The organism is Roseinatronobacter monicus (assembly GCF_006716865.1).
In the GTDB taxonomy this organism is placed as follows: domain Bacteria; phylum Pseudomonadota; class Alphaproteobacteria; order Rhodobacterales; family Rhodobacteraceae; genus Roseinatronobacter; species Roseinatronobacter monicus.
This window is the reverse complement of sequence record NZ_VFPT01000001.1, coordinates 3,338,061-3,354,271: the sequence shown is the minus strand read 5'-3', so window position 1 is coordinate 3,354,271 and position 16,211 is coordinate 3,338,061. Positions and strand designations below refer to the sequence as shown.

Annotated in this window: 12 protein-coding genes and 1 tRNA gene; all 13 read left to right on the top strand. The window is 59.6% G+C overall.

What is annotated here, in order from left to right; genetic code table 11:
* The first annotated feature begins 54 nt into the window (after positions 1-54).
* The 13 genes from BD293_RS15955 to BD293_RS15895 all read left to right on the top strand — a co-directional run bounded on the left by BD293_RS15955 (position 55) and on the right by BD293_RS15895 (position 16,156).
* Positions 55-981: a fatty acid desaturase gene (locus BD293_RS15955; protein ID WP_142083427.1), complete on the top strand. Its 927-nt coding sequence runs from the start codon at positions 55-57 to the stop codon at positions 979-981.
* The gene (locus BD293_RS15950; RefSeq protein ID WP_142083425.1) at positions 978-1,673 is read left to right on the top strand and encodes a phosphate/phosphite/phosphonate ABC transporter substrate-binding protein; all 696 of its coding nucleotides are present in this window, start codon (positions 978-980) and stop codon (positions 1,671-1,673) included. Before BD293_RS15955 ends, BD293_RS15950 begins: the two co-directional genes overlap by 4 nt.
* Positions 1,674-1,688: 15 nt before the next feature.
* The gene (locus BD293_RS15945; protein ID WP_142083423.1) at positions 1,689-4,235 is read left to right on the top strand and encodes a GcvT family protein; all 2,547 of its coding nucleotides are present in this window, start codon (positions 1,689-1,691) and stop codon (positions 4,233-4,235) included.
* A gap of 81 nt (positions 4,236-4,316) precedes the next feature.
* Positions 4,317-5,414 carry a Zn-dependent alcohol dehydrogenase gene (locus BD293_RS15940; protein ID WP_142083421.1) on the top strand — a complete coding sequence of 366 codons (1,098 nt, stop codon included), beginning with the start codon at positions 4,317-4,319 and terminating at the stop codon, positions 5,412-5,414.
* Positions 5,411-6,643, top strand: a complete 1,233-nt coding sequence (locus BD293_RS15935; protein WP_142083419.1) for a mandelate racemase/muconate lactonizing enzyme family protein — start codon at positions 5,411-5,413, stop codon at positions 6,641-6,643. Before BD293_RS15940 ends, BD293_RS15935 begins: the two co-directional genes overlap by 4 nt.
* Positions 6,644-6,807: 164 nt before the next feature.
* Entirely contained in the window at positions 6,808-8,442 is a 1,635-nt protein-coding gene (locus BD293_RS15930; RefSeq protein WP_246086328.1) for an ABC transporter substrate-binding protein, read from the top strand.
* A 118-nt stretch (positions 8,443-8,560) separates the two neighbouring features.
* Positions 8,561-9,652: an ABC transporter permease gene (locus BD293_RS15925; RefSeq protein ID WP_142083417.1), complete on the top strand. Its 1,092-nt coding sequence runs from the start codon at positions 8,561-8,563 to the stop codon at positions 9,650-9,652.
* 12 nt (positions 9,653-9,664) lie between these two features.
* The gene (locus tag BD293_RS15920; RefSeq protein WP_142083415.1) at positions 9,665-10,828 is read left to right on the top strand and encodes an ABC transporter permease; all 1,164 of its coding nucleotides are present in this window, start codon (positions 9,665-9,667) and stop codon (positions 10,826-10,828) included.
* 298 nt (positions 10,829-11,126) lie between these two features.
* A complete protein-coding gene (locus tag BD293_RS15915) occupies positions 11,127-13,220 on the top strand; it encodes a dipeptide ABC transporter ATP-binding protein (protein ID WP_142083412.1) in 2,094 nt (697 codons plus the stop codon).
* Positions 13,221-13,260: 40 nt separating this feature from the next.
* Complete coding sequence (locus tag BD293_RS15910; protein ID WP_142083410.1) at positions 13,261-13,698, top strand: cupin domain-containing protein; 438 nt, start codon at positions 13,261-13,263, stop codon at positions 13,696-13,698.
* A 107-nt stretch (positions 13,699-13,805) separates the two neighbouring features.
* A tRNA-Met gene (locus tag BD293_RS15905) sits at positions 13,806-13,882 on the top strand.
* A gap of 696 nt (positions 13,883-14,578) precedes the next feature.
* Entirely contained in the window at positions 14,579-15,232 is a 654-nt protein-coding gene (locus BD293_RS15900) for a sensor histidine kinase (protein WP_211841046.1), read from the top strand.
* A 270-nt stretch (positions 15,233-15,502) separates the two neighbouring features.
* The gene (locus BD293_RS15895) at positions 15,503-16,156 is read left to right on the top strand and encodes an ABC transporter ATP-binding protein (protein WP_142083405.1); all 654 of its coding nucleotides are present in this window, start codon (positions 15,503-15,505) and stop codon (positions 16,154-16,156) included.
* Positions 16,157-16,211 lie beyond the last annotated feature (55 nt).

The window sequence follows — 16,211 nt, the reverse complement described above, 5'->3', positions numbered from 1 at the left end:
CTTTGCAGGCACTCTTTGCGCAGACTTCAATCTCATAACCACAGGGAGGACTGCGTGCGGCGGATAGAATGGCCGACAGTTGCGCTGATTGCGGGCTGTTACGGGGTATGGTTAATCTGCGGGCTTTGGCTATGGCCCGTGGCCCCTGTCAGCGCGCTGTGTATCATGGCCCTTATGGCGGCGCTGCATTCTTCGCTGGTGCATGAAAACCTGCACGGCCACCCCACCCGCAACCGCCATGTGAATGAAGCGCTGGTCACCTTGCCCCTGTCGCTGATCTACCCTTATCGGCGCTATCAGGTCACGCATCTGGCGCACCATCATGACGCACGCCTGACCGACCCGCTGGAAGACCCTGAAAGCTGGTACAAGGCCCGTTGGCAGCATGACCGTATGCCGCCCCTGATACAAAGCCTGCTGGTCGTCAATAACACCCTGATCGGGCGCATGCTGCTTGGGCCGGTTCTGGGGGCGATAGGCTTTCTGACAAGTGAAATGCAACTTGTGCGGCTCAATGCACGCGGCGTGCGGCGGGCATGGGGGTTGCATCTGGCAAGCCTTGCGCCGGTTCTGGCGCTGATCTGGGCCTTTGGCATTCCGCTATGGCTGTATATGCTGGCAGTGGTCTGGCCCGCACTGGCGCTGATTTCCATACGCACCTTTGCCGAGCATCGCTGGCATGACGCGCCAGAAGGGCGCACCATCATTGTCGAGCACTCGCCACTGGCGTGGCTTTTCCTGAACAACAACCTGCATATCGTGCATCACCAGATTCCTGCCGCGCCGTGGTATGCCTTGCCGCGCCTCTATTCCGAGCGGCCCGCGCATTGGCAGGCGCTAAACCATGGCTATGTTTACCGCAATTACTGGCAGATGTTTCGCGCCCATGCCCTGCGCCCGAAGGAGCCCGTTGTGCACCCTGTCTTGCAGCAACACCCCGCCACGCCTGCGCCAGCACCCTTGGGCAAACAGGCCGCATGAGCGCGCGTGCGGCCCTGCCCATGTATGACTGGCCCGAATTGCGCGAACAGGTCGATGCGTTCTATGCACAACTGCGCGGCCTTGTGCCAGATTTGCCCGAAACCCTGACCCGCGTTCAGACGGAGGCGCAATTGCACGCCCTGTGGCACGCGCCCGATCTTGTGCTGGCCCAGACCTGCTGGGGGCCGCTGCAATCCGGGCTTGATGCGCATGTGCATGTGCTGGCCCAACCGCACTATGACGATGTGCCGGGCGGGCGCGGCACCCGCTACCGCTCGGCGCTGGTGATGCGCGCGGGCCAGCATTGCGCCGCCCCCCTGTCGGACGGGGCCTGCCTTCCGCAAGGGTTGGCGAAACTGCGCCCCGCCATCAACGCGCCCGACTCGATGTCTGGCTGCCTTGCGCTGATGCAGGATATGGACGCCCCCAATCTGGCACAGGGCGCTTATGTAACCGGCAGCCACCGCGCCTCAATCCGGGCGGTGGCCGACGGCAGGGCTGATTTCGCCGCCATTGATTGCCGCTCTTGGGCCTATGCGTTGTCCCATGAACCCGCTGCCGCCACGCTGATTGTCACGGGCTGGACAGCCCTGCGCCCCGGCCTGCCCTTCATCACATCGCGCCAAACCCCGACCGCGCTAAGAACCCGCCTTGCGAAGGCGTTGGTCCAGCTTGGCGCAGCACCTGCCTGACTGAAAGGAGGGCCCATGACCCAGACTTACCGCGCCATCGTCATCGGAGGGGGGGTTGTCGGCTGTTCGGTCCTCTATCATCTGGCAAAAGCAGGCTGGACCGATGCGCTTCTGATCGAGCGGTCGGAACTGACTTCCGGTTCCAGCTGGCACGCAGCAGGCGGGTTTCACACCCTGAATGGCGACCCGAATGTGGCGCGGCTGCAAGCCTATACTGTGGGGCTGTATAAGGAGCTTGAGGAGCTATCAGGCCAGTCTTGCGGGCTGCACCTGACCGGCGGCGTCATGCTGGCTGACAGCGCCGAGAGGATGGATTTTCTTCGCATGACCCATGCGCGCGGGCGCGCCCTTGGCATGCAAACCGAATTGATCACCCCGTCCGAGGCACAGGCCATGTTCCCGCTGCTGGACCCGAAGCATTTTGTCGGCGCTCTCTGGGACCCGGTCGAGGGGCATTTGGACCCTTCCGGCACCACCCATGCCTATGCGAAAGCCGCCCGCGTGCTGGGTGCACAGATCGCATTGCGCAACCCCGTACGCGAGTTGACCCAAGACCCCGACGGCATGTGGAACGTCATCACCGAGGGCGGCACCTACCGCGCTGAGCATGTGGTCAATGCAGGCGGGCTCTGGGCGCGCGAATTGGGGCGCATGGTCGGTATTGAGCTGCCGGTTCTGGCGATGGAGCATATGTATCTGCTGACCGAACCGATGGAGGAGGTGGCCGCCTTCAACCGCGAAACAGGGCGCGAATTGATCGGTGTGATTGATTTCAAGGGCGAGATTTATACCCGACAGGAACGGGACGGCATCTTGCTGGGCACCTATGAGAAAGATTGCCGCCCATGGTCGCCGCTGTCCACACCTTGGGATTTCGGGCATGAACTGCTGCCCCCCGATCTGGACCGCATCGCCCCCTCGCTTGAGGTGGGCTTTCGCCATTTCCCCGCCTTGGAACGGGCCGGAATAAAGCAGGTCATCAACGGCCCCTTCACCTTCGCCCCCGATGGCAACCCGCTGGTCGGGCCAGTGCCGGGGCTGACAAATTACTGGTCGGCCTGTGCGGTGATGGCCGGTTTCTCTCAGGGCGGCGGGGTCGGGCTGGTGTTGGCCAACTGGATGACAACGGGCGATCCGGGCCATGATGTCTTCGGCATGGATGTCGCGCGCTTTGGCGACTGGGCCAGCCTGCGCTACACCAATGCGAAAGTGCGCGAGAATTACGCGCGCCGCTTCTCGATCCGTTTCCCGAATGAGGAATTGCCCGCCGCGCGCCCGCATCTGACCACCCCGCTTTATGACCTGATGCTGCGCGACAATCACGCGGTCATGGGTGACAGTTGGGGGCTGGAAACACCGCTCTGGTTCGCCCCCTCCGCGCGTGAGGCACAGGATGTGCCCTCCTTCCACCGCTCCAATGATTTCCCTCATGTCGGCGCCGAGGTGCGCGCCGTGCGCGAAGGTGTCGGCGTCACTGAAATCGCCAATTTCGCCAAATATGAAGTGACAGGGCCGGGTGCCGCGGCTTTTCTCGACCGGCTGATGACCAACCGGTTGCCCCAAGCGGGCCGCATGGTCCTGACCCCGATGCTCAACCCGCAAGGCAAGCTGATCGGTGATTTCACCATCGCTTGCGCCACCCCGATGCGTTTTTTCATCTGGGGCTCGCTCGCGGCCACAAAGTACCACATGCGCTGGTTTGAGGCACATCTGCCATCTGATGGCAGCGCGCAGGTCCGTGCGCTTGGGCTGGGACTGGTCGGCCTGTCCATCGCTGGCCCGCAATCGCGCGCTGTGCTTGGCGCATTGGTCGACGAAGACATCTCCGACGCCGCTTTCCGCTTCATGGATTTCCGCGAGATGGATGTGGCAGGCGCGCCCTGTCTGGTTAACCGCATCACCTATACGGGCGATCTGGGCTATGAACTCTGGATGGCCCCCGAATGGCAACGCCGCGTCTATCTGGCCATCAAACAGGCCGGGGCAGAGCACGGCATCCGCGATTTCGGAATGCGCGCGCTGTTGTCAATGCGGTTCGAGAAGAACTTCCCCACTTGGTTTGCCGAACTACGCCCCATCTACGGCCCGATTGAGGGCGCGATGGAACGCTTTGTCGCCTATGACAAGCCTGATTTCATCGGCCGAGACGCAGCCCTGCGCGAACGCCAGAACGGCCCCCGCCTGCGCCGCGTCTCGCTGGTTATTGACGCCGACCGCGCCGATGCCAGCGCAGATGCCCCGATCTGGGCGCGCACCGCCCACGATTACGGCACCATCACCCCGCCGCAAGGTTTCGGCGCGCCGCGCTTTGACGCAACAGGCATCACGCTGCCCGCACCGCACCCCTCCATCCAAAGGGAGTGGCGCGTGGTGGGCTGGGTCACATCGGGGGGCTATGGCCATCATGTCGGACTGTCGCTTGCGCAGGGCTATATCCCCGCCGCCCTTGCCACCCGCCCCGACAAGGGCTTGTTCGAAGTCGAAATCATGGGCCAGCGCCGCGCCGCGCAGATCGCGCTCGATCCGCCGTTTGACCCCACCGGGTCACGCATGCGAAGCTGACATTTTCTTGCTTCAAATACTCGCGCCGGAGGCATCTGGCCGCAAGGCCAGACCCCTTCCGCCAGACAAAGGCCCCCATCTATGAAAGCTGCTCTCTGCACGGGCTTCAACGCTCCCCTGACCATTGCCGAAGTCACCCTCGCACCCCCGCGCAAGGGTGAGGTTGAGGTGACACTTGCCGCCTGCGCGATTTGCCATTCCGATCTGCATTTCATTGAAGGGGCATGGGGCGGCACTCTGCCTGCGGTCTATGGCCATGAAGCGGCGGGGTATGTCACCGCGCTGGGCGACGGGGTCGGGGACTACCAGATGGGTCAGGCCGTGCTGGTCACGCTGATCCGCGCTTGCGGGACATGTGCTTGCTGCTCTGACGGGCGGCCTGCGATTTGCGAGCATGTGGGCGCACCCTATTCGCCGCTGGCCCTGCCCGATGGCACGCCCGTTGCCCAAGGCATGAAAACCGGTGCCTTCGCTGAAAAAGTTGTGGTCGATGCCAGCCAGCTTGCCCCTTTGCCCGATGACATTCCGCTGGATGTGGCGGCCCTGCTGGCGTGCGGGGTGATTACTGGCGTGGGGGCGGTGTTCAACACCGCGCAGATGCAGGCTGGGGCGACAGCATTGGTGATCGGCACCGGCGGGGTTGGTCTGAACGCCATTCAGGGCGCGCGGCTGGCGGGGGCGCGGCGCATCATCGCCATGGACATCGCGCCTGAGAAACTGGACGCTGCGCGCGATTTTGGCGCGACGGATTGCGTGCTTGCCTCTGACCCAGAGGTCCGCGCGCAGGTGGCAGCACTGACGGACGGGCGCGGGGCGGAGTATGTCTTTGTCACAGTGGGGGCCGTTGTGGCCTATGAACAAGCCCTCGGCCTTTGTGCGCCGGGGGGTGGGATCATCATGGCGGGCATGACCGGAAGTGACGATTACATGCGCCTGAACCCGATGATGGTGGCCTATCAGGAACAACGGCTTTTGGGGTCCAAAATGGGCGGCACGGTTTTGCGCCGCGACATCCCGCGCCTGATTGACTATTACCGTCAAGGCAGGCTGAAACTCGATGAGCTGATCTCGAACCGCTACAGGCTGGACCAGATCAATGACGCGATTGCCGATACCGCCAAGGGCGGCACGCGGCGCAATGTCATCGTGTTTGATGCTTTTGAGGAGGGCGGACCATGAAGCTGGAAGCACTAGAGATATTTTTCATCGAAACACCGCCCCCCGGTTGGGGCGGGCGCTACTGGACCATCGTTAAACTGGTCACGGAATGCGGCATTACCGGCTATGGTGAAGTCTATGCAAGTGCTGTCGGTGCGCCTGCGATGGGGGCTGTCATCCGCGATGTGTTTGACCGCTATTGCAAGGGCGAGAACCCCGAGAATATCGAGCGGATGTTTCGCCGCGCCTATTCCTCTGGCTTCACCCAGCGGCCCGACCCAACGGTCATGGGTGCATTTTCGGGGTTGGAGATTGCCTGTTGGGATGTCCTTGGCAAGGCGCGCGACCGGCCTGTCTGGGCGCTGCTGGGCGGGATGATGAATGAAAAGCTGCGCGCCTATACCTATCTTTACCCACTGCCGCACCACACCAAGGCCGAGTTCTGGACCAGCCCCGAATTAACCGCCGAAAGTGCGCTGGCAGCGGTCGATCAGGGCTTTACCGCCATCAAGTTGGACCCCGCTGGCCCCTATACGATGCGCGGCGGCCACCAGCCGGGGATGCGCGATATCGACCTGTGCGACCGTATGCTGGGGGCCGTGCGCGCCGCCATCGGCACCCGCGCCGATATTCTTTTGGGCACGCATGGCCAATTCACCCCTTCCGGTGCCATCCGCCTTGGGGCCGCGATGGAACGCCATCAGCCCTTGTGGTTCGAGGAGCCGACCCCGCCCGACGACATCGCAGGCATGGCCGAAGTGGCCCGCGCGGTACGTATTCCAATTGCGACGGGTGAGCGGTTGTCGACCAAGGCCGAATTTGGCGCGGTGCTGCGTGCCGGTGCCGCCAGCATCCTGCAACCGGCGCTGGGCCGCGCAGGCGGGATATGGGAGGTCAAGAAAATCGCCGCCATGGCCGAGGTGTTTGGCGCGCAGCTTGCGCCCCATCTTTATGCCGGGCCGGTGGAATGGGCGGCGAATATTCATCTGGCCGCCTCGATCCCCAATCTGCTGATGATCGAATGCATCCAGACAGGGGGTGAATTTCACCTGCCGTTGATCGGCCATAGCCTGCGGGTCGAGGATGGTTTTGTCACCCCGCCTGAAACGCCCGGTCTTGGAATTTCCTTTGACGAAGACCTTGCGCGCGCGCATCCTTTCACAGGAAATGCCCTGCACCTTCAGATGCAGGAAGCACCTTGCGATTACGTCAATCTAAATAGCTTCGAGGGCGGCGCACCACGTGATTGACCTGATGCGGAGTTTGCGGCATGCTGAAAAGCGACACCATGTCGCTTTTCGTAAAGGATGTGACGATATTCTGCACGAGGCAGACGCGATAGCATGGACGCTGCATATTAAGGAAAGCCGCAAAGGCTCAGAACAAGAATTCACCAACACACAGGGAGACGACAATGAAATATATGAAGCGCAAGGCCACCGAGTTGCACCGCGTGGCCAAGATGTATGCAGCCGAATGTCACGACGGCAAACTCAGCCGTCGTGAATTCCTGACCCGCGCCACGGCGTTGGGTGTGGCCGCGCCTGCGGCCTATGGGCTGCTTGGCCTTGCTGCGCCACAGGCGCAAGCGCAGACCCCGCAAATGGGTGGAACCGTGCGCATTCAGATGGATGTCCGCGCCCAGCGTGACCCGCGCACATGGGATTGGTCGGAACTTGCCAATGCCTGCCGTGGCTGGCTGGAATATCTGGTCCAGTATAACCGCGATGGCACCATCACCCCTGTTCTGCTGGAAAGCTGGGACGCTAATGACGAAGCGACCGAATATACCCTGAATGTCAGACAGGGCGTGACATGGAATAATGGCGACCCGTTCACCGCCGAAGATGTCGCCCATAATTTTGAACGCTGGTGCGATTCCTCGGTTGAGGGCAATTCAATGGCCAGCCGACTGGGTGCCATCATGGAAGACGGGCAGTTGCGCGAAGGCGCGGTCGAGGTGGTTGATGACCACACCCTGCGCCTGCACCTGTCGAACCCGGATATTACTGTGCTGACCGGGCTTGCAGATTACCCCGCAGCTGTGGTGCACCCCAGCTTCGACGGTGACCCCATCCGCAACCCGATTGGAACCGGTGCCTACCGTCCTGTCAGCTATGATACCGGCATTGGTGCTGTCGTTGAACGCAACCCCGATCATACATGGTGGAATGAAGGCAACGGCGCGTGGCTGGACCGGATCGAATTTGTCGATCTGGGCACGGACCCCGCTGCATGGGTTGCTGCCGCCGAAGGTGGCGAAATCGACATGCTGTATGAAACAACCGGTGATTTTCTGGATATTTTCAGCTCAATCGGGATGGAACAGACCGAGGCCGTCACCTCGGCCACGCTGTGTGTGCGCTTCAATCAGGACAATGCGCCCTATGATAACCGCAATGTGCGCCGCGCCCTGCAAATGGCTGTCGATAACGCGCAAGTGCTGGAACTGGGCTATAACGATCAGGGGATCATGGCAGAAAACCACCATGTCTGCCCTGTCCATCCGGAATACGCCGAATTGCCCGCGCTGGTGGTGGACCGTGAGCGCGCCAAGGCTATGCTGGAAGAAGAAGGCCATGGCGACACCGAGTTCGAGTTGATTTCCTCGGATGAGACCTTTCACTCGGACACTTGCGACAATGTGGCGGCGCAGATCCGCGCGGCGGGGATCAGTATTCGGCGCACCATTCTGCCCGGCGCAACCTTTTGGGGCGACTGGCTGACCTACCCGTTTTCAGCGACAAGCTGGGCGATGCGGCCTTTGGGTGTTCAAGTGCTGAATCTGGCCTATCGCAGTGGCGAGGCGTGGAATGAATCTGCTTTCTCGAACGAAGAGTTTGATGAATTGCTGGAACAGGCGAACGGCATCGTTGACGCGGATGAGCGGCGCGAAGTCATGATGCGCTTGCAGGAAATCATGCAAGAAGAGGGTGTCTCGATTATTCCTTACTGGCGCTCGCTGTTCCGCCACGCGCGCCCAAATATCAATGGTGCCGAGATGCACCCGACATTTGAAGTGCATTTTCAGAATTACTGGCTGTCGTGACCAAGGCTGCATGACGTAGCTTTCTGCGCAAATGTCTGTGCCTGCCCTTCCGGGCGGGCACAGGCGCCGATTTTAGAAATAGCGCATCTTTTCGATGCCCTGAGCCAGTGGGAACCCCATGGTCAGTTTTCTACTTCGTCGCATCGGTGTTATGCTTGTCACGGCCCTGTGCCTGACCTTCATCGTATTCTACCTGACAAATCTGCCCGCCAAGCTGGACACTCTGGCCAAGACGCAAGCAGGCTCGCGCATCTCGGACGCCGAGGTTGCAAGCTGGCTGGAGCGGAATGGCTATAACCGGCCAATGCTGCTGCGCTATGGCGAATGGCTGGGCGTCGCACCCGGCTGGACGCGCGAACAGCCGGATGGCAGCGTCACAGGGCGGTGCCAGCAACTGACAGACAGCACGGAGCCAGAGGCGGCACCCACGCGCTGCGGGCTGTTTCAGGGCTATTGGGGCAATTCCACGCGCTTTCGTGCGCCCGTCTCTGAGGTGGTGGGCGCAAGGCTGGGGGCCACTGGCTTGCTGATGATGTGGGTGCTGATCGTGATGGTGCCAATGGCGCTGATTGTCGGCGTGCTGGCGGGCATGCGCGAAGGCTCTCGCACGGATCGCGGGCTATCGACCTTTGCTATCGCATCGACCGCGACGCCGGAATATGTATCGGGGGTGGTGTTCATCGCACTGCTGGCCTCGTCCACAATAGGGTTGTCGCCGCTGCTGGTCAGTTGGGGTTGGATTGACGGGCCGGTGCTGTTTCAGGGCAATGCCCGTTCTGCACTGGAAAAAATCACCTTCTGGAATTTCGCGCTGCCGGTCATGACTATTGCGCTGTACGGGATGGGCTATATCGCGCGCATCACCCGCGCCTCGATGACCGAGGTGATGACCCAGCAATACATTCGCACGGCCCGCCTGAAAGGCGTCAGTTTTACCAATATCGTCCTGCGCCATGCGTTGCGAAATGCACTGATTGCGCCCTTTACTGTCATCATGCTGCAAATTCCGTGGCTGTTGAACGGGGTTGTGATTGTCGAAGTGTTGTTCAGCTACCCCGGCTTTGGCTGGACCCTGTTCGAGGCGGCGGCGAATAACGATATTGAATTGCTGCTGGCCGCGTCTGTGGTCGCGGTGCTGGTGGTTCTGGTCACACAACTGATTTCTGATATCGGCTATGTGTGGTTGAACCCCCGCATTCGTATCTCATGAGGAGGGCCTGCCATGACTGATCCGTTGGGCTGGCTCGAAATCCTCGGCCTTCTTTTCATCCAGCTTTGGCCGGTCTGGGCCGCATTGGTGGTGCTGTATGCGCTGTCCATCACATATAAGCGCCGCCTTGGCCTGTATGGCAAATTGTTCGACTCCACCGTTGGGATGATCGGGTTTGCGCTGGTCATGTTCTGGGTGTTTGCGGCCTTGTTTGCCGATATGATCATCACGCATGACCCGCTGGGCCAATTCAGCGGTATGCGCAACGCCGCCCCCGGATCGCCGCTGCGCGACCCTGCGGGCGGGTACGAGTTTTTTCTGCTGGGCGGGGATGCACTGGCGCGCGATGTCTTCTCGCGCATGGTCGCAGGGTCGCGCGAGGTGCTGCGCATCGCGCCGTTCGCGGCGATGATATCGTTCATGATCGGCATCTCGTTGGGCCTGCCTGCGGGCTATATCGGCGGGCGGCTGGACACGTTGCTGACATTCACGGCCAATCTTGTTCTGGCCTTTCCGGTAATCCTGCTGTTCTTCCTGCTGGTCGCGCCCGAAATCCAGAACACCGCCATTCCGCGTGTGATGGCGGGCATTTTGTTTCTCATGCCGGTGCTGTTCTTCACGGTGCTGCTGAATGCGCGCTTCTTTACCCAGCCGATGAAGCGCAACCTCTATGTCGGCGCGGTGCTGGTGGTCGGACTTTGGGCCTATTCCGGCCTTGCCTTTAATGCCGACCCCTTCGGCGTATGGGGCATGTCGCCCAATCTGCTGAATGTGTTTGTGGCCGTGGTGTTCGTCAATGCGCCCACTGTGTTCCGTATCGTGCGCGGCATTACGATGGACATCAAGACCCGCGACTATGTCGCCGCCGCCCAGACGCGGGGCGAGGGGCCGTGGTACATTATGCTGTGGGAAATCCTGCCCAATGCGCGCGGGCCGCTGATTGTCGATTTCTGCCTGCGTATTGGCTACACGACCATCCTGCTGGGCACATTGGGATTTTTCGGTCTGGGCGTTGCGCCTGAAAGCCCGGATTGGGGCTCTACGATCAATCAGGGTCGCCGCTTGCTGACCGTCTACCCCCATGCCGCCCTTGCGCCCGCGCTTGCATTGATGTCGCTGGTGCTGGGGCTGAACCTGCTGGCCGATGGCCTGCGCGAAGAAAGCCTGAAAGATTGAAGGACGCTTGCGATGAACTTGCAAGATGCAAGGGTTACGAATGACAGGGGGCGCTGCCAACTGCGGCCCCGCCCCCTGTCAGGTCTTGGTATTTCGTGTCGACTTTTAGGCGCACAAACTCAGAGCACACCAAATAGCAACAACAGGATGACCACTGACAGCGGCACACCCAAAAGCCAGAGAATGATTGGCATTTCAAGAACTCCTTTTCGTCTGTCAATAGAACACCCAGCGGAGCAAGTTGTTCCCACATCGGCAAAGGTTTCGTGATCGGTTTATCCGGCAAGGAGAAAACAAGATGTCTGAAAGTGACCCGACGCAGCCCATTCTGGAGATCGAAAATCTTTCGATTTCCTTTTTCACGCGCCTGCGCGAAATCCCGGCGGTGATGGATTTTTCCTGCACGGTCATGCCGGGCGAAGCGATGGGGCTGGTGGGCGAATCCGGTTGTGGCAAATCCACGGTTGCATTGGGTGTGATGCAGGATCTGGGCGTGAATGGCCGCATCGTGGGGGGCACGATCAAGTTCAAGGGGCGCGATCTGAACACCATGAGCGCGGCAGAGCTGGCGAAGATACGCGGATCAGAGATTGCAATGATCTATCAAGAACCGATGGCCAGCCTGAACCCTGCCATGAAGATCGGGCGGCAGTTGATGGAAGTGCCGATGATCCATCAGAACATGTCCGAGCGCGAGGCCCGCGCCCGCGCCCGCCAGCTTGTCGCCGATGTGCGTCTGCCCGACCCTGACCGCATTCTGGACGCCTATCCGCACCAACTCTCGGGCGGACAGCAGCAACGCATCGTCATTGCTATGGCGCTGATGGCGAACCCCGCCCTGTTGATCCTTGATGAACCCACCACCGCGCTGGATGTGACGGTCGAGGCGGGCATTGTCGATCTGGTTAAGGAACTGGGTCGCAAATACGGCACTTCGATGCTGTTTATCAGCCACAACCTTGGGCTGGTGATGGAAACCTGCAACCGCCTGTGCGTCATGTATTCCGGCGAAGCGGTCGAGACGGGCAATATCCGCGACGTGTTCAACCGGATGCGCCACCCCTATACACAGGCGCTGTTCCGCGCGATTCCGTTACCCTCGGCGGATAAGGGAGCGCGCCCCCTGCGCGCCATTCCAGGCAATTTTCCCTTGCCGCATGAGCGCCCGAAGGGCTGCAATTTCGGCCCGCGTTGTGACTACTTCGTCAAAGGTCAGTGTGACGCCCGCGATATTCTCATGACAGGCATTGAAGGGGATGACCGCCATGAAAGCCGCTGCTTGCGTGTGGATGCGATTGACTGGCACGCAGCGTGGAGTTCGGACAAAGTGGTCGCGCCCGCTGAGATCGGCGAAATTGTCCTGCGCATGGATGACGTGCGGAAATATTACGAGGTTGCGGCCTCTAGCCTGTTTTCGGGCGGTGACACCAAGGTCGTCAAGGCCAATGAAACCCTGAGTTTTGACGCCCGCGCTGGTGAAACATTGGCGATTGTGGGCGAATCCGGGTGTGGCAAGTCGACCTTCGCCAAGGTCTTGATGGGGCTAGAGACAGCGACCAGCGGCAAGATCATGCTGTTTGACGAAAACGTCCAGTCCACGCCCATCCAGCAGCGCAATACTGATGCAGTCTCATCGTTGCAGATGGTGTTTCAAAACCCATTCGACACGCTGAACCCGTCAATGACCGTGGGCGGGCAGATCATCCGCGCATTGGAGATTTTCAAGATCGGCAAGACCACGGCAGAGCGTGAAAAACGGATGCTGGAATTGCTGGACCTCGTGAAACTGCCGCGCGAATTTGCAACCCGTATGCCGCGCCAGTTGTCCGGGGGCCAGAAGCAGCGCGTCGGAATTGCGCGCGCTTTCGCAGGCGATGCCAAGGTGGTGGTCGCGGATGAGCCTGTCTCGGCGCTGGATGTGTCGGTGCAGGCCGCTGTGACCGAGTTGCTGATGGATATTCAGCGCAAGAACGGCACCACTTTGCTGTTCATCAGCCATGATCTGAGCATCGTGCGCTATCTGTCCGACCGCGTGATGGTCATGTATCTGGGCCATGTGGTCGAGCTGGGCACCACAGATCAGGTCTTTGCGCCGCCCTATCACCCCTATACCGAAGCGTTGCTGTCGGCGGTCCCCATTGCGGACACGTCGATCATCAAGAAGCGCATTGTGCTGGAAGGTGACATCCCCTCGGCGATGAGCCCGCCGCCGGGCTGCCCGTTCCAGACACGGTGTCGCTGGAAGTCAGAGGTGCCAGGGGATTTATGTGAACGCGAAGTCCCGCCATTGCGCCAGTTCGCCAATGGTCATCAGGTGAAATGCCATCTGGCCGAGGATATTTTCGCGCAAATGGAACCTGTCTTCAAGCTGGCCTCGGACGAGGTTGCCTAAGCCATGGCCCGCCGCTATGCACCGCACCGAAAGGCACGCCATGACCGCAGATGAGATTATTGCGAAATTTGACCTGTCCCCCCACCCCGAAGGCGGGTGGTATCGTCAGACATGGATCGCCAAAGCTGAGGCGGGTGCACGCCCGGCGGGAACGGCGATTTTGTTTTTGCTGAAGGACGGCGCGCACAGCCATTGGCACCGCGTCGATGCAACCGAAATCTGGCATTTTCACGCAGGCGCCCCCTTGGAGTTGCGCCACGTGGCGGATGATGCCGGTCCTGCGGAGTGCATTGTTCTGGGCACGGATCTGGATGCAGGACAGGTTCCGCAAGGAATTGTCCCAACCCATCACTGGCAATCCGCGCGCACATTGGGCGCATGGACACTTGTGGGCTGCACCGTGTCCCCCGGATTTCAGTTCGAAGGGTTCGAATTGGCCGCCCCTGATTTCGACATCCCCCCGCGCGGCATGTCATAACTGCTGCCATTTAGCAGCATATGACATGTTATCGCGGCACTTGGGCAGGGAACCAAGAACAGGTCTTGACGCTGCACCAGCGCTCGAATAAATGGCGCGTAGCTTGTGGCGGAGTAGCTCAGTTGGTTAGAGCAGCGGAATCATAATCCGCGTGTCGGGGGTTCAAGTCCCTCCTCCGCTACCACCCCACCCCACTTGACAAAAAAATACCAAATCGAAGCGGTCTGCCCCTCTTTAACTGTGTAAAACGACCTTGATCTGGGCGGAGGCAATCGCCTTCAGTCGCGCAGAAGTTTCAAGGTTCTTTCGATTGCTTCATAGAGTTTCGCCCTTGAGGCCGTAATCAGGTGCGGGGTTTGCAATTCATCGTCGTGCGAAGGTTAATGGCAAGCTGTGGTGCAACTCCAGTACACGTTGCGGTAGTTTCCTCTTGACCTTTGGCGGGTGCACGTTGACCCTCATTTGGCTGCGCGATCGGTGTTTGCAAGCCTTGCTTGCGCGCGTCTGTAGGAATGATGAAGGAGAACGTGATATGACCAGCCCTGAAAGAACGCCACTTCAATGGACGGAGAACGCGTTGCAAAGGGCGGTCGATGCTGCGGGTATCGCGATTTGGTCATGGGACTTGAGCTCTGATAATTTTAATATGGATGAGCGCGGTTTCAGGTTATGGGGTGTTCCGTTGAATGAATCGCTGACGTTTGAGCACCTTTCAGAGAAGATACATCCCAAGGATCGGGATCGTGTGCGCGCGGCCTTTCTTGCAACGCGCGCAGTTGTAGGCGCGTATGAGATCGATTTTCGAACGATGGTCGGCGACAAGGTCTGTTGGATTTCCGCGCGGGGTCGGGGGAGTGACGATGATATTGAAGACGGTTTCATGACGGGTGTCTTCCTTGATGTCACAGGCCGGAAACAAGCCGAGGAAAGCAGCGAGCTTGTGGCCGGCGAGATGAGCCACCGGGTAAAGAACCTGCTTTCGGTCGCGTCCGCACTTGCGCGGATGACGTCACGCAATTCGTCCTCCATCGAGGATATGACAAAGCAACTTACTCAAAGACTGAGCGCCTTGGGGCGCGCGCATGATCTGGTGCGCCCATTGCCGCGACATCAGGGGGAAACCGCCCTGTTGGGCGATATTTTCACGGTTTTGCTGACCCCATATGATGATCAGGGTGCCTTTGCGGGGCGCATCAGAATCGCGGTCCCTCGGATGGGGGTGGGCGAGCAGGCGACTGAGGGGCTGGCGCTTATTGTTCATGAACTTGCAACAAATTCACTGAAATACGGCGCACTGTCATCAGATGAGGGCGTTCTGGATGTGTCCGGTCGCGCTGTGGATGACAAGCTTCAGATCACCTGGACAGAACAAGGCGGGCCAATGGTGAAGATGCCGATAACCGAAGAGGGGTATGGCAGCTCCCTAGTTCGATTGACGGCTGAAGGTGATCTGGGGGGATCTGTAAGCTATGATTGGCCAGAAGGTGGCGTCGTCGTGACTTTGGAAATTGATAGCAAGCTTTTGGCTAGCTAGGGTTTTTCAGTATCGCCAAATGGGGTCTGTCGCGTTTACGCGTATGGTGAGCCGATGCCAGCGATTTTGTTGGTCTTTTGGGCGCTGCTTGCATTTGGCCTGAGCTTGACCATGCGGCAGTCGGTATTGGAAGCGCAGGCGTCACAATCTTGCGAATAATCTCTCTTTGTCTCAATTTGAACGAAATCTGTTTGTAAAGCAGTGGCAGCTCACGCAGTGCGCGTGCGGCATATCTGTATTGACCCGATAGTCTGGGCGAGGCTTTTAAGAATGCTGGAATTCGAGAATGTGAGCAAATCCTTCTGGACGGGCACCCAGCGCAAGGTGATCCTTGAACAAGCAAGTTTCAGGGTGAATCTGGGGATGAATCTGGGAATCCTTGCCAAGAACGGAACAGGAAAAACCACTGTGATCAATATGATGGCAGGTTTGGAAAAGCCGGATTCTGGCCGGATTGAACGCAATTGCAGCGTGTCCTTCCCCTTGGGGTTCATGGGCGGGCTTGAAACCAAACACACGGGCACGGAAAATGTGCGCTACATCGCGGCGCTTTACAGTCTGGATCAGGACGAAGTCGAAGCCTTTTGCCGGTGGTTGTGCGATATCGGCGAATATTTCGACATGCCGATTGGGACGTACAGTCAGGGTATGCGCGCGCGCTTGTCGCTGGCGCTGATGCTGGCGATGAATTTCGACCTGTATCTTGTCGATGAAGGCATGCCATCAACAACCGATGTTGCCTTCAACCGACGCGCCGGTGCGATCATGCGCGAAAGATTTCAGTATGCAACGCTGGTGATTGTGTCGCATGATATGGAAGTATTATCGAGGTTCTGCAATTCTGCTGCTGTAATGCATGACGGAAAACTTTATTTCTTCGACACCCTGCAAGAAGCCAAGGCACTTTATGACTACGCAAGCTAAACCCCAACGCTTCAGACTGCGGCGCGTGCCGTCAGCAGATAGCGCCGACGCCTCA